General features: G+C 63.4%; 19 protein-coding genes. 14 read left to right on the plus strand and 5 right to left on the minus strand.

Features of this window, described 5'->3' with window-relative positions; all coding sequences use genetic code 11:
- The first annotated feature begins 315 nt into the window (after positions 1 to 315).
- Positions 316 to 759: an SRPBCC family protein gene (locus ACWGTI_RS04355; RefSeq protein WP_454585965.1), complete on the plus strand. Its 444-nt coding sequence runs from the start codon at positions 316 to 318 to the stop codon at positions 757 to 759.
- Positions 760 to 833: 74 nt separating this feature from the next.
- Here ACWGTI_RS04355 and ACWGTI_RS04360 read toward each other — a convergent pair whose 3' ends face one another.
- From ACWGTI_RS04360 to ACWGTI_RS04370, 3 genes are all read right to left on the minus strand, one after another.
- On the minus strand, positions 834 to 1,799 hold the full coding sequence (locus tag ACWGTI_RS04360) for a hypothetical protein (protein ID WP_454585966.1): 966 nt from the start codon (positions 1,797 to 1,799) through the stop codon (positions 834 to 836).
- A 127-nt stretch (positions 1,800 to 1,926) separates the two neighbouring features.
- Entirely contained in the window at positions 1,927 to 3,429 is a 1,503-nt protein-coding gene (locus ACWGTI_RS04365; RefSeq protein WP_454585967.1) for a helicase HerA domain-containing protein, read from the minus strand.
- 138 nt (positions 3,430 to 3,567) lie between these two features.
- On the minus strand, positions 3,568 to 4,209 hold the full coding sequence (locus ACWGTI_RS04370) for a glutathione S-transferase family protein (RefSeq protein WP_454585968.1): 642 nt from the start codon (positions 4,207 to 4,209) through the stop codon (positions 3,568 to 3,570).
- A gap of 151 nt (positions 4,210 to 4,360) precedes the next feature.
- Here ACWGTI_RS04370 and ACWGTI_RS04375 point away from each other — a divergent pair, with 151 nt between their 5' ends.
- Positions 4,361 to 4,591 (plus strand): hypothetical protein, encoded by a 231-nt coding sequence (locus ACWGTI_RS04375; protein WP_454585969.1) that lies wholly within the window; start codon positions 4,361 to 4,363, stop codon positions 4,589 to 4,591.
- Positions 4,592 to 4,720: 129 nt separating this feature from the next.
- Positions 4,721 to 4,975, plus strand: a complete 255-nt coding sequence (locus ACWGTI_RS04380; RefSeq protein ID WP_454585970.1) for a DUF982 domain-containing protein — start codon at positions 4,721 to 4,723, stop codon at positions 4,973 to 4,975.
- Between the two features lie 26 nt (positions 4,976 to 5,001).
- Here the strand turns inward: ACWGTI_RS04380 and ACWGTI_RS04385 are convergent, their stop codons facing one another.
- Positions 5,002 to 5,487 carry a hypothetical protein gene (locus ACWGTI_RS04385; protein ID WP_454585971.1) on the minus strand — a complete coding sequence of 162 codons (486 nt, stop codon included), beginning with the start codon at positions 5,485 to 5,487 and terminating at the stop codon, positions 5,002 to 5,004.
- Positions 5,488 to 5,665: 178 nt separating this feature from the next.
- Between ACWGTI_RS04385 and ACWGTI_RS04390 the strand changes: the two genes are divergently transcribed.
- Together ACWGTI_RS04390 and ACWGTI_RS04395 are read left to right on the plus strand one after the other, a co-directional pair.
- Positions 5,666 to 6,031, plus strand: coding sequence for a RidA family protein (locus ACWGTI_RS04390; protein ID WP_454585972.1), 366 nt, complete (start codon positions 5,666 to 5,668; stop codon positions 6,029 to 6,031).
- A gap of 40 nt (positions 6,032 to 6,071) precedes the next feature.
- Complete coding sequence (locus ACWGTI_RS04395; RefSeq protein ID WP_454585973.1) at positions 6,072 to 7,298, plus strand: amidohydrolase/deacetylase family metallohydrolase; 1,227 nt, start codon at positions 6,072 to 6,074, stop codon at positions 7,296 to 7,298.
- A 156-nt stretch (positions 7,299 to 7,454) separates the two neighbouring features.
- On the opposite strand, the gene ACWGTI_RS04400 is transcribed toward ACWGTI_RS04395, so the two are convergent.
- Entirely contained in the window at positions 7,455 to 9,245 is a 1,791-nt protein-coding gene (locus tag ACWGTI_RS04400) for a flavin-containing monooxygenase (RefSeq protein ID WP_454585974.1), read from the minus strand.
- Positions 9,246 to 9,612: 367 nt separating this feature from the next.
- Between ACWGTI_RS04400 and ACWGTI_RS04405 the strand changes: the two genes are divergently transcribed.
- The 9 genes from ACWGTI_RS04405 (at position 9,613) to ACWGTI_RS04445 (ending at position 18,899) form a co-directional block, all read left to right on the plus strand.
- Positions 9,613 to 9,702 carry a K(+)-transporting ATPase subunit F gene (locus ACWGTI_RS04405; RefSeq protein ID WP_454585975.1) on the plus strand — a complete coding sequence of 30 codons (90 nt, stop codon included), beginning with the start codon at positions 9,613 to 9,615 and terminating at the stop codon, positions 9,700 to 9,702.
- A gap of 35 nt (positions 9,703 to 9,737) precedes the next feature.
- The gene (kdpA, locus tag ACWGTI_RS04410; protein ID WP_454585976.1) at positions 9,738 to 11,441 is read left to right on the plus strand and encodes a potassium-transporting ATPase subunit KdpA; all 1,704 of its coding nucleotides are present in this window, start codon (positions 9,738 to 9,740) and stop codon (positions 11,439 to 11,441) included.
- 1 nt (position 11,442) lies between these two features.
- Positions 11,443 to 11,676 (plus strand): hypothetical protein, encoded by a 234-nt coding sequence (locus ACWGTI_RS04415; protein ID WP_454585977.1) that lies wholly within the window; start codon positions 11,443 to 11,445, stop codon positions 11,674 to 11,676.
- Positions 11,673 to 13,766, plus strand: a complete 2,094-nt coding sequence (gene kdpB / locus ACWGTI_RS04420; protein WP_454585978.1) for a potassium-transporting ATPase subunit KdpB — start codon at positions 11,673 to 11,675, stop codon at positions 13,764 to 13,766. Before ACWGTI_RS04415 ends, kdpB begins: the two co-directional genes overlap by 4 nt.
- Before the next feature lie 12 nt (positions 13,767 to 13,778).
- Positions 13,779 to 14,342: a potassium-transporting ATPase subunit KdpC gene (gene kdpC / locus ACWGTI_RS04425; protein ID WP_454585979.1), complete on the plus strand. Its 564-nt coding sequence runs from the start codon at positions 13,779 to 13,781 to the stop codon at positions 14,340 to 14,342.
- A 67-nt stretch (positions 14,343 to 14,409) separates the two neighbouring features.
- Positions 14,410 to 17,145, plus strand: a complete 2,736-nt coding sequence (locus tag ACWGTI_RS04430; protein WP_454585980.1) for a DUF4118 domain-containing protein — start codon at positions 14,410 to 14,412, stop codon at positions 17,143 to 17,145.
- Positions 17,142 to 17,834, plus strand: a complete 693-nt coding sequence (locus ACWGTI_RS04435; protein ID WP_454585981.1) for a response regulator transcription factor — start codon at positions 17,142 to 17,144, stop codon at positions 17,832 to 17,834. The genes ACWGTI_RS04430 and ACWGTI_RS04435 overlap by 4 nt, the downstream gene beginning before the upstream one ends.
- Before the next feature lie 175 nt (positions 17,835 to 18,009).
- Positions 18,010 to 18,309 (plus strand): hypothetical protein, encoded by a 300-nt coding sequence (locus tag ACWGTI_RS04440; protein ID WP_454585982.1) that lies wholly within the window; start codon positions 18,010 to 18,012, stop codon positions 18,307 to 18,309.
- A gap of 113 nt (positions 18,310 to 18,422) precedes the next feature.
- Positions 18,423 to 18,899 (plus strand): NUDIX hydrolase, encoded by a 477-nt coding sequence (locus ACWGTI_RS04445; RefSeq protein WP_454585983.1) that lies wholly within the window; start codon positions 18,423 to 18,425, stop codon positions 18,897 to 18,899.

Raw genomic sequence — 18,899 nt, forward strand, 5'->3', positions numbered from 1 at the left:
GAATCATCCTATAGTACACAAAGAAGATCGTCGCACGCCATTTAATAGATCATGGCGAAGCTAATAAGCTGATCCTAATACAATTTAAAGGCGAGACTTTACAGATTTTAATAAATATTGCGAAACTTATGCCGAAAGTTTAGGCAGATTGTCGATGATGCATGCAATTCGTTCGCGACGCGACTGCCCGCTCGAAAATTGCGGGACGGCAGGCCGCAGCCAAGGGCCCAAAAATTTGACAGGCCATGTCGGTCCGGGTGAAGTCCACCCGTCCTTGGGGCATCCACCAACGAAACCACAGAGGATACCGAAGACATGCCAAGCACTGTACGTTTGCACCGCGTTCTGGCGACCAGCCCGGAAAAGGTCTACCGCGCATTCATCGAGGCCGATGCGCTGGCGAAATGGCTGCCGCCGAACGGCTTCACCTGCACGGTGCACAGCTTCGACGCGAAAGTCGGCGGCGCCTTCAAGATGTCCTTCCGCAACTTCACCACGGGCGGCAGCCATTCCTTCGGCGGCGAATATCTCGAACTCGTCCCCGGCGAGCGCCTGCGCTACACCGACAGGTTCGACGATCTCAACCTGCCCGGCCAGATCGAAGTGACCGTGATCTTGAAGAAAGTCTCTGTCGGCACGGAGCTCGATATCACGCAGGCAGGCATTCCCGACCTCATTCCGGCCGAGGCCTGCTATCTCGGCTGGCAGGAATCGCTGCGCAACCTGGCAAAGCTCGTCGAGCCTGAAATCAACCAGTAGAGCCCACCCATCGCAATCGATGGCGGCGCGGCCAGCCCGCGCCGCCGACAATGCCGAGCCGGGTGCGCATTGCCTCACGATCCGGTGCAGATCGGCAGCGACTGCGGGGGCGGTGGCGGATTGTCCTTCTTGTATTGTGCGATGATCGGCTCGAGGCTCTTGCGCGGCCAGAATTTCGGCTTGCCGATCTCCTTCAGGCAGGACGCGTTCCAATAGGCGCCGGCTTTCCCAACAGCGGCGATGTCGCGCGATTCCGGGTAGATGTAGAGCGTCGTCGGATTACCCTTCACCATCGAAATGATCCGATCGGCATCGGCCGGCGACCAGCTGGTGCAGCCATTGCTGCGGCCTCCGGCATAGTCGACGAGCTTGCCGTACGCCACGTAACCGTCATGGTCAGCGTATGAGCTGTTCGGGTTCTTGCGCAGGCACATTCCCTTCAGCAGCCGCGCCGCGTGGCCGCCGATCACACGCTGCCTGGCATTCGCCGTCTCGCCCTCGCCATCGAACTGGATGAAGGTGCGCATAAGCGCCTGATCCTTTTTTGCGCCGACGCGGTAAAAACCTTTGAACGAGGTCTTTGCCTCGGAGGTCATATAGGCGCCGCCGGTCGTCAAGGACGAGTCCAAGGCATTGCCGAAGTTTTTCGCGCAGCGTTTCCCGTTGGAGAAATCGACCACGCCCTTCAGATTGCGGCCGCCGCCATGCCCTGACGAAATCGCGCGGAACGACTGTTTGGCTTCGCAGATGACGTAGTAGCGGCGCCCGAGCACGCCATTGCCGAGATCGCCGGGCCGCGTCGCATCCATGGCGAAATAGCAGGCGTTCCTGACCGCGCCCTGCGCGACCTTGTTCTGATAAAGCGCCCGTGCCCGATCCAGCACAACCTGCGAAATCTCGCCATCGCCATCGCCGACATGGGCCTGCAGCCATGCCGGTATATCCGACGACGCGGCAAAGGACCGGACCGACACCGTTAAGGCGATGCCGGCAACGGCGATGATGCCGAGGACAAAAACAGCCAGAGATTTCAACCGCACCGGAGCAACCCTCCTGCCCGAACCGTTCAGCGATTCTCGGGCGCAATCATAAATCGACGCGTGGCGAACGGCGAAACACATCTTGTTCAGAATCGCACGTGCACGAGCAAGGGCTGGAATGCGGGCTTCACAGCGCCAAACTCCCCTGCTCCGCCTCCGCGGCATTGGGATCGCCAGGCGCCGTCGCCCAGGCGAGTTCGACCAGAGTCACCGTGCGCCGGCCGGTGCCGTCGAGCTGGCAGACGATCAGGCCCTGCTCCTCGATATAGGTGAGCAGCCGCCTGGCCCGGCGCAGCGAATGCGAACCGTAGGCACGCGCAATGGCTGCGTCGCTCGGGCACGGCCAGCCCTCCTTGGCGGCGCGCGCAATCATCATGAACACGCCTTGCATGTCCTCGGGCAACAGCGATGCGCGGACCGAAACATCTTGCCAGGCATCGTCGCCTGCCATATCGGCGCCAAGTCCGGCGCGCGCGCGCGTCAGCATGCGGCGGAATTCGGAGAGGTCCGGCACCACCGAGGCGAGGCCTTCGATGCGGCAGCGAACCACGAACTCCTGATAGAGCACACCGATAACGCGAAAACCCGCATCAGGCTGCGCAAGGATGGCGCGCAGCACACGATCGACGCGCTCACGCCGCTCGGCCAGATCCTCGGCGCTCACCGCCGGCTCCGCCGGTTCTGGGCGGATGTCCAGCGCCGCCGACTTCGCCGCCATCAACTGGTCGAGCAGGTCCGGCGACGCCACCCGGCGTGGTGCGCGCATCGTCTCGGGCGGCGGCGCTGCCAGGATGATCGCGCGGGCGTCCTCAAGCGCCGATTCCGGCATCGCCATCAGCCGCGGCGTGCCGTTGCGCGGACTGGTCTCGGTCTGGCCGATGCGCACGCCGAGCGGACGGCGCGACAGCGCCGGTCCGAGCGCCATGAACTGGCCGCGTTCCAGGTCGCGAAACGCTTCCGCCTGCCGCCGCTCCATGCCCAAAAGGTCGGCCGCGCGCGCCATGTCGATATCGAGGAAAGTGCGGCCCATGAGGAAATTGGAGGCTTCCGCCGCGACATTCTTGGCGAGCTTGGCCAGCCGCTGCGTGGCGATGATTCCGGCAAGGCCGCGCTTGCGGCCGCGGCACATCAGATTGGTCATCGCGCCGAGCGAGAGCTTTCGCGCTTCGTCCGACACCTCGCCGGCCACCGCGGGCGCGAACAATTGCGCCTCGTCGACCACCACCAGCATCGGGTACCAATGCTCGCGCGCGACCTCGAACAGGCCGCCGAGAAAGGCGGCGGCGCGCCGCATCTGGTTCTCGGCATCCAGCCCTTCGAGATTGAGCACAGTGGAGACGCGGTGGATGCGTGCCCGCTCGCCGGCCGCCTGCAGGCCGCGCTCCGTATGCTCCTCGGCGTCGATGACCAGATGACCGTAGTGGTCGCCCAGCGAGACGAAATCGCCTTCGGGGTCGATGATGGTCTGCTGCACCCAGGGCGCGCTCTGCTCCAGGAGCCGGCGCAAGAGGTGCGATTTGCCGGAGCCGGAATTGCCCTGCACCAGAAGCCGGGTCGCCAGCAGCTCCTCAAGGTCGAGCGCCGCCGGCGCACCCGCCGTCGTCTGTCCCATCTCGATGGCTACGGTCATGTCACGACTCTCCTTGAGGAGAGGGCTTATCAACCTGACCGCAAGCCGTCGAGCGCGCCAAGGCAACAGGCTCGCTGTTCCACACCTATGCTGCCGAAGCGCCACACATCAGACCGCCTGCCGCCGCAGAAAGGCGCATCAAGCTGATATCACCGGCGGCAGATGCGGCGCTTCCAGCCCGTCGAAGGGATCGCGCCAGGCGTCGATGGCTTCGAGCCGGCGATACCAGGCGAAGACAGAGGGATATTCACCCAGCGGCAAGCCCGCGACATCGTTGAAGGGCAGGAAGGTTGCCATGCGGAAATCGGCATAAGAAAGCGAGCTGCCGACCAGCCATTGCCGCCGGGCAAGCTCCACCTCAAGGATCGCTGCCGCAATGCGGAACTCCGCCAGCCCGTCCTCGACCTTGCCCTGGTCGATCGGGCCAATCCCGTAGCGCTGCTTGGTGCCGCGCTCGAAATGCACGGTGTCGCAGGCCCTGACGAAATTCTCCTTGCCCCAGCTCAGCCAGCGGATCATGTCCGGCTGGTCGTCGCCGCTGCGCCAGAAATCCGAACCCGCCGCGCGCGACAGCAGGCAGGCTATGGCGTCGGCCTCCCAGAGGCTGCCGCCCGGCCATGCCAATGTCGGCAGGGTAAGATTGGGATTGAGCGGTCGGAACCGCTCGGCCTGACCTGGCGCCATGGGTGCCGCGAACTCAAACTCGACCTTGGCCTGCAGATGACGTGCCGTCGCAACGGCGAGGCGGGGATTGGGATTGCGGCTGAAGTACAGTTTCATTTCCGGGCTGGTCCTGGACGCTGTTGGCTGGACCTTATCAAACACGCAAATGTGCCCTCTCGGCAATCTGGTCGGACCACGATTCCGCTGGCGTGCGCCGGTGTTCGGCGTATCATTCCTGCGGGAGAGGGTTCTTGGCAGGAGGAAGCCAATGAACGTTGAAGCAAGCGTACCTGTCATCGACCTGACAGCCCAGAACCTTGTTTCCTCTGCGCTTTCCAAATTCCGCGCCGGCGATACCGTCTCGACAAGGGCGGCGCTGGACGCCATCCGCCGCATGGATCCCACCTGTATCGACAGCGACGACGATCTGGTCGAACTCATCGTCATGGCGGCGATTGGTAAGACCATGGCAGTCGTGTTCGACCACCGCTCCCGCTAGCCCTGTGGAACGAACCGCGGATTGCGCCGTTTCGACTGTCTTCAAGTCAGAGCAATTCCAGGAAAAGTGTAAGCGGTTTTCCGTCCGGAATTGCGTAAAACAAAGAGTTGAGTTCCAGGAGTAGCGTCAATGCGTGATGAACAATTCGACGTACCCGTGGCCATCGAAAGCGAAGGTAGCGGTCTGACCGTTACCGGAACGGTCCAGGCAGCCTCCCTGCTGGTCGACGGGTGGCCGGACGAACAGCGCGGCCCGAAATACCGCTCCGCGCTGAAAGCGATGATGGATGCGATGGAGCAGCGTCGCGCGGTCGGCACGGCGCGCCGGGCGTTTTCCGCCGCCGCTCGGGAAGCGCGCGTGTTTGTGCGCGAGGGCCGGCACTAACCCGATCCTACAGCGAGGGGCGTGCCTCAGTTCCCGAGGGGATGCGGCATATAGCCGACGAAGCCGGCGATCTTCCAGCGGCCCGCCACCTTCCTGCAGAAATACAGCGTCTGCCATTTCAGCCTGTCGACGCTCCCGTCGGCCTTGGCCACTGAACCATTGAACTTCTTGTGCAGCACGGCGCGCTCGCCGTCGACGTCGATGTCACGCATGTTGGTGACGCGAAACAGCGCCTCACGCAGCGGCTCGGCGAATTTGGTCGCCGCCGTCTCCTTGGCTTGCCGCAGCCATTCGTCGCGATAGACGCCAAGCGACGGGAATTGCAGCCGCCAGGAATCGGCATCGCTCAGGAAATGCGCATGCATGCCAAAGAAGCTCTCTTCAATGAAATCGTCCTCGACCATCGACCAATCCTGGCCGATGAAGGCGTCGATGTCGCGCCGCACCAGCATTTCCCACAGCGCATGACGATCGGCGTCGCCTTCCGGGAACGGGTTCTTGTCGAAGGTCATTCAAAAAATCTCCTGTCGGGAAAATGCGAGGCGCAAGATGCTGGCCGTCCTTTGATAAAGCAACACGCATCTGGAAAAATCTTGCATTCCCAAAACGCCCCTATGAGGATCACGGGGACAGGCGTAGAGCGGTCGGCGAAAACGGGGCGCGACCCGCCATTTTGAACAGGAGTTTCCCTTGCCCAAAGAGTGTTTTGGAACATCGCATGTGCCGCTGTCGCCGGCGGTGCGCGCCGGCGATTTTGTCTATATTTCCGGCCAGGTGCCGGTCGATGCCGACCGCATCGTGGTCAAGGGCGGCATTACGGAACAGACGGAGCAGGTGCTTCAGAATGTTGAGGCGGCACTGGCGCTGGCCGGCTGCACCATGGACGATGTCGTCAAGACCACGGTCTGGCTCGAGGACGCACGCGATTTCGGTGCTTTCAATGCGGTTTACGCCAGGCACTTTCCGAAAGATCCGCCGGCCCGCACCACGGTCGAATCGCGACTGATGATCGACATCAAGATTGAGGTCGAAGCCGTCGCCTACCGGCCGGTTTGATCGCTACACATACTAAGACCAGATACGGAGGCAGTCCCCGATGCAGTTCGATCTCCTGATCAAGGGCGGCCGCCTGATCGATCCGGCCTCGGGCCTGGACGCCGTGCGTGATGTCGCCATCGCGGGTGACCGCGTCGCGGCCATCGAGGCGGCCATCGATGCCGAGCACGCCACGCAGGTCGTCGACGCCCGCGATTGCATCGTCACCCCCGGCCTCATCGACCTGCACAGCCATGTCTACTGGGGCGGCACCTCGCTCGGCGTCGACGCCGACCGCCTGGCGGCCAAGAGCGGCACCACCACCTTCATCGATGCCGGCAGTGCTGGCGCCGGCAATTTCCTCGGCTTTCGCCGCCATGTCATCGAGCGCTCGAAGGTGCGCATCCTGGCCTATGTCAACATCTCCTTCGCCGGCATTTTCGGCTTTTCGCAGACGGTCTCGGTCGGCGAATGCAGTGATCTCAGGCTCTGCGAACCGCGCGAGACGGTGGCTGCGGTGCGCGAGCACGCCGATGTCGTCGTTGGCGTGAAAGTGCGCTCCGGCAAGCATGCCGGCGGCACCAGCGGCATTGCGCCGGTCGACCTCGCGCTCGAAGCCGCCGACCAGGCCGCCCTGCCCCTGATGGCGCATATAGACGAGCCGCCGCCCGGTCGCTCCGAAGTGCTGCCGCGCCTGCGCCGCGGGGATATCCTCACCCACTGCTACCGGCCGTTCCCCAACGCGCCGGTCTTCGCCTCGGGCGCGGTGCGGCCGGACATGTATCTGGCGCGCGAACGCGGCGTCATCTTCGACATCGGCCACGGCATGGGCTCGTTCGACTTCGCCGTCGCGAAGGCAATGCTGGCAGAGGGTCTGGCGCCCGACGTCATCTCAAGCGACGTGCATCTTTATTGCGTCGACGGTCCAGCCTTCGACATTCTCGTCTGCATGTCGAAGCTGATGGCGCTTGGCATGCCGCTGATCGAAGTGCTGCGAGCGGCGACGCAACGCCCGGCTGAGGCGATCGCCAGGCCGGAGCTTGGCACGCTTAAGGTAGGCGGCGCGGGCGATGTCGCGGTACTCAGGCTGCGGCAGGGACGTTTCACTTTCGTCGATGCGGTCGGGGCCGCGCTTGTCGCCGACCAGCGGCTTACTTCGGACGGCATCGTTATCGGCGGTATCTGGTGTCCGAACGAGGCAGCCGATCACAACGAGACGGACAGATTCGAGCCGCATGCCGGCCATACGCATGTCGAGGTGGCGGCGAGGCATTTCGGGCACAGCTAATCTCCCCCTTGAGGGGGAGATGGCCGGCAGGCCAGAGGGGGTCGGTTCGACTGGACGCGACTTCCTTACTGCAGATGAGGGTTAGCGCTCCACGCGCGGCGACCCCCTCTGTCGCCTTCGGCGACATCTCCCCCTCAAGGGGGGAGATCGGCAGCGTCACCGCTGTGAATTACTCACCGCCCCAAACACCGGCGTCGCAATCCCCTCCATCCGCGCCTTGATCTGCAACGCCATATACTTCGAGTAAAATCGCGACAGCGCCAGATTGCCGCCGTGGAACCACAGCGCGTCCTGCGCCGTCGGCTTCCACATGTTGCGCAGTTCGCCCTGCCACGGGCCGGGATCGCCCTTCACGCCAGAGCCGAGGCCCCAGCACGGCCCGACCTTGTCGGCGACCTCGCGCGAGACGATCGCCGCCACCGTCTCGTTCATCGACTGATAGCCGGTGCACGAGATAATCGCATCGACCGCCAACTCGCTGCCGTCGTCGAACAGGATACCGCTCGGTGCCAGTGATTTTATGCCGACGCCGCTCTTCACCTTGATCTCGCCCTTGATGATCAGCTCGCAGGCGCCGACATCGATGTAGTAACCGGAGCCGGTGCGGTAGGCCTTCATCAACAGCCCGGTCTCGTCGTCGCCGAAATCGATGGCGAAGCCGGCAGCGCGCAGCCGATCGTAGAACGACGCGTCGCGTTCCTTGATCACCTCGTAGAGATCCCGTTGGCCCTTTGGCACCAGCGCGAACGGCGTCGATGCGACGATCAGGTCCGCTTTGTCGGTGCTGATGCCGCGCGCCAAAGCCTTCTCGGAAAAGATCTCGAAACCGACCTCCATCAGCGTATCGGATTTCACCACCGTCGTCGGCGAGCGCTGGATCATGGTGACATCGGCGCCGCTCTCCCAGAGGTCGACGCTGACATCGTGCCCGGAGCTTGCCGCGCCGATCACAGCAACCTTTTTGCCGCGAAGTTTTTTGCCGCTGGAGTATTGGCTGGAATGCAGGAGCTCGCCCTTGAAGGCCTCTGAGCCGGGCAGCGCGATCTGCCGCGGCGGTCCATAGGCGCCAGTAGCAAAGACGATGTGCTTGGGCTTCAGGGTGATGTGCCGGCCAACGCGGTCGACCACGACCGTCCAGACTTTTTCGGCCTCGTCGTAAGTGGCGCTGATGCATTTGGTGGCGACCCAGTAATTGAGCTCCATCACCCTGGCATACATCTCCAGCCAGTCGCCCATCTTGTCCTTGGGCGTGAACACTGGCCAGTTCTCGGGGAACGGAATGTAGGGCAGATGATCGTACCAGACCGGGTCATGCAGCACGAGCGAGCGGTAGCGGTTGCGCCAGGAATCGCCGGGCCGCGCATTCTTCTCGATGACGATGGTGGGCACGCCGAGCTGCCTTAGCCGCGCGCCGAGCATGATGCCGCCCTGCCCGCCACCGATGACCAGGCAATAGGGCTGCTCGGTGGCGCCGAGATCGCGCGCTTCGCGCGCCCGCGCCTCCGCCCAGGTCTCGCGTTCAGGATCGGCCTTGTGGCGGATGCCGAGCGGCCGCGCCGGACCCTTTTGTTCCTCGAACCCCTTGAGCTCACGCATCGCCGTAAACAGCGTCCGACAGCGGCCCTCCTTGAGGCGCAAGATCCCTTCGCCGCGCGCGACCGAGGTTTCGAAGGTGAACCACGCCTCGACAGTACCTTCATCCGACGTCGCTTCGCCCGACAGGTTCCAGTGCGAGGGCTTCGCCGTCGCCAGCGTCGTCTTCAGCATGTCGCGGATGGCGTCCCGGCCTTCCATCGTCGTGATGTTCCAGGTGAAGGCGAGCAGATCGCGCCAGTAGCAGTCGTTGACGAACAGGTTGGCGGCGGCCTCGGCGTCATCAGCTTCCAGCGCCCGCGCAAGGGCGGAAAGCCAGGTGGACGCCTGTTTCGATGGAGCCATGTCGAGCATCTGTTTCCCTCGTCTGATGCGCTCATTGTTTCGAAAGACGGCGCCACCGCAAGAGGCTTCTGCGACCACATTGGCCCGAAATCTTTATAGGAATTTTATATCTTTCCTCCCGGCCCCGTCTCGAACGTTTATGGCGATCGGGTCCATATTCCGTGCCAAGCAAAACGCTCCGTACGCCGTGATCCCCAGGGAAACGGCGGATCGTTTTCATGGAATTTCTGGCCGCTATCAATGACGCTCAAGTACAAGCAGCAGCAAGGAACAACAAGAATGGACATTGTCGTCATCGGGATCGGCGTTTTGTTTTTCGCCCTTTCCCTCGCCTACATCAAAGCCTGCGACGCGCTTTAGACGGAAGGACCCCACCATGCTTGTCGATTACATCCTCGGTGGCGGCGTGACCTTGCTCCTGCTCGTCTACCTGACATACGCCCTCGTTCGCCCAGAACGCTTCTGATCGCTCCTGGGTGCAAGGCACGGAAAGCTATTCTCATGACACTGAACGGATGGATACAGATCCTCGTCTATTGTGGGATCGTCGTTTTGCTCGTGAAGCCGCTCGGCGGCTACATGTATCGCGTCTTCAACGGCGATCGCACCTTTCTCTCGCCCATACTTGGTCCGGTTGAACGCGGCCTCTACCACATCTCTGGAACCAGCGAACGCGAAGAGCAGTACTGGACGACCTATGCGGCAGGCATCATCTTCTTCAGCCTCGCCAGCTTCCTGGTGCTTTATGTCCTGCAGCGCCTGCAAGGCGTCTTGCCTTACAATCCGGCGGGCATGACCGCTGTCGAGCCCAACCTCGCCTTCAACACCGCCGTCAGCTTCGTCACCAACACCAACTGGCAGAATTACGGCGGCGAAAGCACGATGTCCTATCTCGTGCAGATGGCCGGCCTGACGGTGCAGAATTTCATGTCTGCCGCGGTCGGCATCGCCATCGCCGTCGCGTTGATCCGCGGCTTCGCCCGCGCGTCGGGCAAGTCGATCGGCAATTTCTGGGTCGATCTCACCCGCTGCACGCTCTATGTGCTCCTGCCGGCCTGCATCGTGCTGACGCTCGTCTATGTCTGGCTGGGCATCCCGCAGACGCTGGGCCCGTATGTCGACGCCACCACGCTGGAAGGTGCCAAGCAGACGATCGCGCTCGGCCCGGTCGCCTCGCAGATCGCCATCAAGATGCTCGGCACCAATGGCGGCGGCTTCTTCAACGCCAATGCCGCGCATCCTTTCGAGAACCCCAACGCGATCTCCAACTTCCTCCAGATGCTGACGATCTTCGCTCTCGGCGCCGCGCTGACCAACGTGTTTGGCCGCATGGTCGGCAACCAGCGCCAGGGCTGGGCGATCCTGGCCTCGATGGGCGTGCTGTTCCTCGCCGGCGTCATCGTCTGCTACTGGGCCGAAGCCGCCGGCAATCCGCTGGTGCATGCACTGGGCATCAATGGCGGCAACATGGAAGGCAAGGAAACGCGCTTCGGCATCGCCGCCTCGGCGCTGTTCGCGGTCATCACCACCGCCGCCTCCTGCGGCGCCGTCAACGCCATGCATGATAGTTTCACCGCGCTTGGCGGCATGATCCCGCTCATCAACATGCAACTCGGTGAGGTCATCGTCGGCGGCGTCGGCGCCGGCTTCTACGGCATCCTTATGTTCATCGTGATCGCCGTCTTCGTCGCCGGACTGATGGTCGGCCGCACGCCGGAATATCTCGGCAAGAAGATCGAGGCCAAGGAGGTCAAGATGGCGATGCTGGCGATCCTGTGCCTACCGCTGGCTATGCTCATCTTCACCGCGATCGCGGTCGTCCTGCCGAGCGCCGTAGCCTCGATCGCCAATGGCGGCCCGCACGGCTTCGCCGAGGTTCTCTACGCCTACACCTCGGCGGCAGCCAACAACGGCTCGGCCTTTGGCGGCCTTTCTGGCAACACGCCCTGGTACAACATCACCATCGGCATCGGTATGCTGATGGGCCGCTTCCTGGTCATCATTCCGGCACTCGCCATTGCAGGCTCGCTGGTAGCGAAGAAGTCGGCGCCCGCCTCCGCCGGCACCTTCCCGACCGACAGCACACTGTTCGTCGGACTGCTTGTCGGTGTCATCATCATCGTCGGCGGCCTCACCTTCTTCCCGGCGCTCGCCGTCGGCCCGATCGTCGAGCACCTGGCGCTGGTCCACGGACAGACTTTCTGAGATGCCCCGCTTCAGCGACATACGTCGGCACGATCATCACCCGCCCGGTAGCGGAGCGCCCGACGATAACGGAAGGGACGAGAAGCCTCGTCCTTTCCCGACGCTTTCAACCTTTCTCGGCATGGCCGCCGTGCTGACCGTGCTGTGGCTGCTGGCCACCGGCCTTCCGCACCTGTTGCCGAAGACCGAACACCCGGCGCCGTCCAACATCACCGATACAGGATCCCAAAAATGAGCCAGCCCAAATCCGCAAGCATCATGGATGCCCGCATCCTGGTGCCCGCCATTGGCGGCGCTTTCCGCAAGCTCGACCCGCGCACCCTGGTCAGGAATCCAGTGATGTTCGTCGTCGCCGTCGTCTCGCTGCTCACCACCGTGCTGTTCGTCAAGGACCTCGTCGGCGGCGGCGGCGATTTCGCCTTCACCCTGCAGATCATCATCTGGTTGTGGTTCACCGTGCTGTTTGCCAACTTCGCCGAAGCCGTTGCCGAAGGCCGCGGCAAGGCGCAAGCCGACTCGCTGCGCAAGGCGCGCACCGAGACACAGGCCAAGCTGCTTGCCGGCGAGGACCGCTCCAAATTCAGGCTGGTGCCCGGAACCAGCCTGAAGATCGGCGACATCGTGCTGGTGGAAGCCGGCGACATCATCCCGTCCGACGGCGAAGTGATCGAAGGCGTGGCCTCGGTCAATGAGGCGGCGATCACCGGCGAGTCCGCACCCGTCATCCGCGAATCCGGCGGCGACCGCTCGGCCGTCACTGGCGGCACCCAGGTGTTGTCCGACTGGATCCGCGTGCGCATATCAGCCGCATCCGGCCACACCTTCCTCGACCGCATGATCTCGCTGGTCGAGGGTGCCGCGCGCCAGAAGACACCCAACGAGATCGCGCTCAACATCCTGCTCGTCGGCATGACGCTGATCTTCGTGCTCGCCACCACGACGATCCCGAGCTTTGCCTCCTATTCCGGCGGCTATATCCCGGTGACCGTGCTGGTCGCGCTGTTCGTCACCTTGATACCGACAACCATCGGCGCGCTGCTGTCGGCCATCGGCATTGCCGGCATGGACCGCCTGGTGCGCTTCAACGTGCTGGCCATGTCCGGTCGTGCCGTGGAGGCCGCCGGCGACGTCGACACGCTGCTCCTAGACAAGACCGGCACGATTACGCTCGGCAACCGCCAGGCGACGGAATTCCGACCGGTCAAAGGCGTCACCGAACAGGAACTGGCCGACGCCGCACAGCTGGCCTCGCTCGCTGACGAGACGCCTGAGGGACGCTCGATCGTCGTGCTGGCCAAGGAGAAATACGCCATCCGCGCCCGCGACATGGCGACATTGCATGCCACCTTCGTGCCTTTCACAGCGCAGACCCGCATGAGCGGTGTCGACATCGATGGCTCTTCGATCCGCAAGGGTGCGGTCGATTCCGTGCTTGCCCATGTCAGCCAGGCGACATCGGTCAGCCATGGTGCAAGGCCGGCCACGGAAACGCTGCGCGACCTGCAGGCGATCGCTGACGAGATCGCCAAGGCGGGCGGCACGCCGCTGGCGGTCGAACGCGACGGGCGGCTGCTCGGCGTCGTCCACCTCAAGGACATAGTCAAGGGCGGCATTCGCGAGCGTTTCGCGGAATTGCGCAAGATGGGCATCCGTACCGTGATGATCACTGGCGACAATCCGATGACTGCGGCCGCGATCGCCGCCGAAGCCGGCGTCGACGACTTCCTTGCCCAGGCCACGCCCGAGGACAAGCTGAAGCTGATCCGCGACGAACAGGCCAAGGGCAAGCTGGTCGCCATGTGCGGCGACGGCACCAACGATGCGCCGGCCCTTGCCCAGGCCGATGTCGGCGTCGCCATGAACACCGGCACGGTCGCCGCGCGCGAGGCCGGCAACATGGTCGACCTCGATAGCGACCCGACCAAGCTGATCGAGATCGTCGAGATCGGCAAGGCGCTGCTGATGACGCGCGGCTCGCTGACCACCTTCTCGATCGCCAACGACGTTGCCAAATACTTTGCCATCATCCCGGCCATGTTCGCCGTCTTCTACGTCGCGCCGGGGCAGATGACCGGCCCGCTGCAGGCGCTCAACGTCATGCATCTGGCGACGCCGCAGAGCGCCATTCTGTCGGCGATCATCTTCAACGCGCTGATCATCATCGCGCTGATCCCGCTGTCACTGAAAGGCGTCAAATACCGCGCCATCGGCGCCGGCGCCCTGCTCAGCCGCAACCTGCTCGTCTACGGCCTCGGCGGCATCATCGTCCCGTTCGTCGGCATCAAGGCGATCGATATGATCGTCACCGGCCTCGGCCTCGCTTAAGGACCCAATTTCATGCTCACCCAGATAAGACCCGCAATCGTCATGATTGTCTTTTTCACCGTGCTGACCGGCCTGATCTATCCGCTGGGTATGTCCGGCATCGCGCAGGCGCTGTTTCCGCACCAGGCCAATGGCAGCCTGATCGAAAAGGACGGCAAGGTGATCGGTTCCTTGCTGATCGGCCAGGGCTTTGCCGGCGACAAGTATTTCCATGGCCGCCCGTCGGCTGCCGGCGACGGTTACAACGCCGCCGCCTCAAGCGGCTCCAATCTCGGCCCGACCAACCCCAAGCTGATCGACCGCATCAAGGGCGACGCCGAAAAACTGAAGGCGGAAAACCCCGACCAGCCGGTGCCGATCGATCTGGTCACCACCTCAGGCAGCGGCCTTGACCCCGACATCAGCCCCGAGGCCGCCTATTTCCAGGTCGCTCGGGTGGCCAAGGCCAGGGGCATCGACGAGGCCAGCATCAAGGCGCTTGTCGACAGCCACGTCGAAGGCCGCGAACTCGGCTTCCTCGGTGAGCCGGTCGTCAATGTGCTGGCGCTCAACCTGGCGCTGGACGATACCAAGTGAGAGACAGTCTTTGAAGCCTGGCGTCGGGGATCGACACCATCCCCGGCGCCGTTCATGATCGAGCCTGATGCCGGACGACAGAAGCAACGACAACAGACCCTCTCCGGACGCACTGCTCGAGCATGCGGAACGGGAAGAGCGCGGCCGTCTGCGGATATTTCTCGGCGCAGCACCCGGTGTCGGCAAAACCTACGAGATGCTGATGGCCGGCCGCGCCAGGCTGGCCGACGGCGTCGACGTGGTGATCGGCATCGTCGAAACCCACGGCCGTAAAGAAACCCTTGCGCTGGTCGACGGCTACGAGGTCATCCCGCGCCAGAAGGTCAGCTACAAGGACCGCGTGCTGGACGAGATGGACATCGACGCCATCCTCGCCCGTCGCCCCGCCCTCGTGCTCGTCGACGAGCTCGCCCACACCAACGCGCCGGGCAGCCGCCACCCTAAGCGCTATCTCGACGTCCAGGAAATACTGACACGCGGCATCGACGTCTACACCACGCTCAACATCCAGCATGTCGAGAGCCTGAACGACGTCGTGGCGCAGATCACCCGCGTCAGGGTGCGTGAAACGGTCCCCGATTCCATCATCGACCAAGCCGACGACATCGAGATCATCGACCTCACGCCCGACGACCTGATCAAGCGGTTGAAGGAAGGCAAGGTCTATTTCCCCAACACCGCCCAGCGTGCGGTCGAAAACTATTTCTCGCCCGGCAATCTGACGGCGCTTCGCGAACTGGCGCTGCGCCGCACTGCCCAGCGCGTCGACGAGCAGCTGCTCAACCACATGCAGTCGCACGCCATCCAGGGCCCGTGGGCGGCGGGCGAAAGGGTGCTCGTCTGCGTCGACGCACGTCCGGGCGGAGCCGCCCGCATCCGCTATGCGCGCCGGTTGGCCGACCGGCTGCGCGCCCCCTGGACGGCGCTGCATGTCGACACGCCGCGTTCGGCCGCCATGTCGGAGGAGGACAAGGACCGGTTGGCGACGCTGTTGCGCCTGGCCGAGCAGCTCGGCGCCGAGGTGACGACCATACCGGGCCAGAACGTCGCCCAGGATATCGTGCGCCACGCCACCGCGAACAACTTCACCCATATCGTCGTCGGCAGGCCGACCCGTTCGCGCTGGCGCGAACTGATCGAGGGATCGCTCACCTACGATCTGATCCGCAACGCCGGCGACATCAGCGTCCATGTCATTTCGGGAAACGAGCGCGGCAACGACGCGGCCTCGCGAAACGTCAAGACAGCGGACGAGCAGTGGCAGTTTGATATCTGGCCCTATCTCAAGGCCACGGCGTTCGTTGCCGGCTCGCTCGGCTTCGCGGCCATTCTCGACCAGTTTCTCGACGTTCGCAATCTCGCGATCATCTTTCTGATCGGGGTGCTGACGTCAGCGGTGACCGGCGGTCTGTGGCCGGCTCTGTACGCCTGTCTCGTCAGTGCCCTTGCCTTCAACTTTTTTTTCCTGGAACCGCGCTACACGCTGACGATCCGGGATCCCGAAAGCATCGTGGCGCTCGCGGTCTTTCTCGTCGTTGCCGTCATCGCCAGCAATCTGACGGCACGCGTGCAGCGCGAGGCGGTCGCCGCCCGGTCTCGGGCCCGGGCAACGGAGGATATCTACCTATTCTCCAAGAAACTCGCCGGCGCCGGTACGCTCGATGACGTGCTGTGGGCCACCGCCTTCCAGATCGCCTCGATGCTGAAGCTGCGCGTGGTGCTGCTGCTGCCGGAGGACGGCACGATCACCGTCAAGGCCGGCTATCCGCCCGACGACACACTGGCCGAGGCCGACATCGCCGCCGCCCGCTGGGCCTGGGAGCACAACCGTGCCGCAGGCCGTGGCGCCGACACGCTGCCCGGCGCCAAGCGCCTCTATCTGCCCTTGCGCACGGGCCGCACGGCCATCGGCGTCGTCGGCCTCGACAACGACAAGCAGGGGCCGTTGCTGACGCCTGAGCAGCAGCGCCTGCTCGATGCGCTGGCCGACCAGGCGGCAGTCGCCATCGAGCGCATCCAGTTGGTCGCCGATGTCGACCGCGCCAAGCTGGCGGCCGAGGCTGATCGGCTGCGCTCAGCGCTGCTGACGTCGATTTCGCATGATTTGAAGACGCCGCTTGCGGCCATCATGGGCGCGGCCGGAACGCTGCGGGAATATGCACCCTCATTGCCCGAAAACGATCGGGCCGAGTTGCTGACCACCGTGCTCGATGAATCCGAACGGCTGAACCGCTTCATCGCCAACCTGCTCGACATGACCAAGATCGAATCCGGAGCCATGGAGCCGAATTTCGCCCTCCATTATGTCGGCGATGTCGTTGGCTCTGCCTTGCAGCGGGCGCGCAAGATCATTGCCGAACACAAGACCGAGATCGACATTCCGGCCGACCTGCCGATGCTGAGGCTCGATCCCGTCCTGTTCGAGCAGGCACTGTTCAACCTTCTCGACAACGCCGCAAAATACGCGCCGCCGGGGTCAACCATCCGTGTGCAGGGCTGGGTCGACAATGGCTCCATCGTGCTGCAGATCATGGATGAGGGACCGGGCATTCCACCCGCCGACCTCGAGCGGATCTTCGACAGCTTCTACCGCGTGCGCAAGCGTGACCAGGTCCAGGCCGGCACCGGGCTCGGCCTGTCGATCTGCCGCGGCTTCATCGAGGCGATGGGCGGCACGATCACGGCGGCGAACCGCGGCGACCGGCCGGGCGCCGTTTTCACCATCCGCATGCCGAGGCCGGCACAATCGCCCGGCATGGACGAACAGAGTGCGGACGGGCAAACGTCTGGTGATCCGGCATGACAACTTCCAACGTCAGCATACTGGTGGTCGATGACGAGCCGCCGATCCGCAAACTGCTGCGCGTCGGGCTCGGCAGCCAGGGCTATGCGGTCAGCGAGGCACCCAACGCCAAGGCCGCGATCGAGTTCGTCGACACGCAAAAGCCGGATCTGATCCTGCTCGATCTCGGCCTGCCCGGCATGGGTGGCCACGATCTGTTGCGAAAATGGCGCGACGACGGGCTCGACGTTCCCGTGGTCATCCTGTCCAGCCGCACCGATGAGGCCGGCATCGTTGCCGCATTGGAACTGGGCGCCGACGACTATGTCACCAAGCCGTTCGGAATGAACGAACTGGTCGCCAGAATCCGTGTTGCGCTGCGCCACAAATTCCAGCAGCAGGGGGAAAAGCCGGTGTTCCACACCGGCGATCTCTCGGTCGACCTAGTCAAACGCATCGTCAAGGTCGATGGCAAGGAGATCAAGCTGTCGCCCAAGGAATACGACATATTGCGCATCCTGGTGCAGCACGCCGGCAAGGTTCTCACCCACCATTTCCTGCTGAAGCAGGTGTGGGGCGATTCGACCGACGTGCAGTATCTCCGGGTCTATGTCCGCCAGCTCCGGCAAAAGATCGAAAAGTCGCCCGACCAGCCGCGCTACATCACCACCGAGACCGGCGTGGGGTATCGGCTGCGCGAGGTTGAATGATGGGGCCTCAAGCCGGCCGCCATTGAGCCCGAAGACCGCGCCCGACAGAGCGGTCCAATCGATCTTTCTGTCAAGTGCGGGCCGGTCGCTTCCTCATGGGATTTTGCCGGCCCATGGCAGATCGGGACGAACGCCCTATATAGAGGGAGGTCATGTTTTGTACGGGAATGAACGGATGTCGGTGCTTCGCCTTTCGACAGTTCTGACGGCTGCACTGCTGGCGGCGACGCTGCCCGGCATGGTGCAATCTGCCTCGGCGCAGGCCGTCAACCCCAGCGCCAACCGGCTGATCCAGCAGAATCAGCTGCAGCAGTTGCGCAACAGCTTTCAACGCCAGCAGTTCCAGCAACAGCAGCAGCAATACCGCGAGCAGGATCGTCGGATTGTGCCGCAGCCGCGCCCCGAAGTGCCGGTTGTCAGGCAAAGCTGCCCGATTCAGATCGTCGGCAACCAGATTGTGCGTGTTTGCCGTTGATATCGGTCGCTGGCAATTTACTTAGTCGACTTATTTAATAAAAAATGCCTCATTGCCCCGAGGGCATTTTTGGGGTTTGCAGGCGGTGCGCCCGTCGACCGGGTTTTCAGCAAATGGCAACGACGAAGAAAAAGGCGGTGCGCAAGGCAAGGCGAGGCGGACGCATTCGCCAGGTCGCCGCCATCCCCTTTCGCCTGGACGAAAACGGCAATTTCGAAGTGATGCTGGTAACGTCGCGCACGACGAAGCGCTTCATCGTGCCCAAGGGCTGGCCGATGAAAGGCAAGAGCGGACGCAAAGCTGCCACCATAGAGGCGCGGGAAGAGGCGGGCGTGCTCGGCAAGACACGCAAGGCACCGGCCGGCAGCTATTCCTACTGGAAACGGCTGGAACACAATTTCGTGCGCGTCGACGTCGTCGTCTACCTCTTGGAAGTGTCCGAGGAACTGGCCAACTGGCAGGAGGCCAAAAGCCGCCAGCGGGCATGGCTCAAGCCGCAGGACGCGGCGTTGCTCATCGATGAGCCGGACCTTTCAACGCTGATGGCAAACCTCGCGGCGCCTCTGCCCGCGGTGCCGGACCCGGCCTGA

Source organism: Mesorhizobium sp. ArgA1, assembly GCF_053714375.1.

Bases quoted from the DNA above. Each gene is read 5' to 3' on its own strand.
- ACWGTI_RS04405 (WP_454585975.1), top strand. From the start codon at position 9,613: ATGCTTGTCGATTACATCCTCGGTGGCGGCGTGACCTTGCTCCTGCTC.
- kdpB (WP_454585978.1), top strand. From the start codon at position 11,673: ATGAGCCAGCCCAAATCCGCAAGCATCATGGATGCCCGCATCCTGGTG.
- ACWGTI_RS04415 (WP_454585977.1), top strand. From the start codon at position 11,443: ATGCCCCGCTTCAGCGACATACGTCGGCACGATCATCACCCGCCCGGT.
- kdpA (WP_454585976.1), top strand. From the start codon at position 9,738: ATGACACTGAACGGATGGATACAGATCCTCGTCTATTGTGGGATCGTC.
- ACWGTI_RS04440 (WP_454585982.1), top strand. From the start codon at position 18,010: ATGTCGGTGCTTCGCCTTTCGACAGTTCTGACGGCTGCACTGCTGGCG.
- ACWGTI_RS04445 (WP_454585983.1), top strand. From the start codon at position 18,423: ATGGCAACGACGAAGAAAAAGGCGGTGCGCAAGGCAAGGCGAGGCGGA.
- ACWGTI_RS04400 (WP_454585974.1), bottom strand. From the start codon at position 9,245: ATGCTCGACATGGCTCCATCGAAACAGGCGTCCACCTGGCTTTCCGCC.
- ACWGTI_RS04365 (WP_454585967.1), bottom strand. From the start codon at position 3,429: ATGACCGTAGCCATCGAGATGGGACAGACGACGGCGGGTGCGCCGGCG.
- ACWGTI_RS04380 (WP_454585970.1), top strand. From the start codon at position 4,721: ATGCGTGATGAACAATTCGACGTACCCGTGGCCATCGAAAGCGAAGGT.
- ACWGTI_RS04395 (WP_454585973.1), top strand. From the start codon at position 6,072: ATGCAGTTCGATCTCCTGATCAAGGGCGGCCGCCTGATCGATCCGGCC.
- ACWGTI_RS04370 (WP_454585968.1), bottom strand. From the start codon at position 4,209: ATGAAACTGTACTTCAGCCGCAATCCCAATCCCCGCCTCGCCGTTGCG.
- ACWGTI_RS04430 (WP_454585980.1), top strand. From the start codon at position 14,410: ATGCCGGACGACAGAAGCAACGACAACAGACCCTCTCCGGACGCACTG.
- ACWGTI_RS04355 (WP_454585965.1), top strand. From the start codon at position 316: ATGCCAAGCACTGTACGTTTGCACCGCGTTCTGGCGACCAGCCCGGAA.
- ACWGTI_RS04385 (WP_454585971.1), bottom strand. From the start codon at position 5,487: ATGACCTTCGACAAGAACCCGTTCCCGGAAGGCGACGCCGATCGTCAT.
- ACWGTI_RS04435 (WP_454585981.1), top strand. From the start codon at position 17,142: ATGACAACTTCCAACGTCAGCATACTGGTGGTCGATGACGAGCCGCCG.
- kdpC (WP_454585979.1), top strand. From the start codon at position 13,779: ATGCTCACCCAGATAAGACCCGCAATCGTCATGATTGTCTTTTTCACC.
- ACWGTI_RS04375 (WP_454585969.1), top strand. From the start codon at position 4,361: ATGAACGTTGAAGCAAGCGTACCTGTCATCGACCTGACAGCCCAGAAC.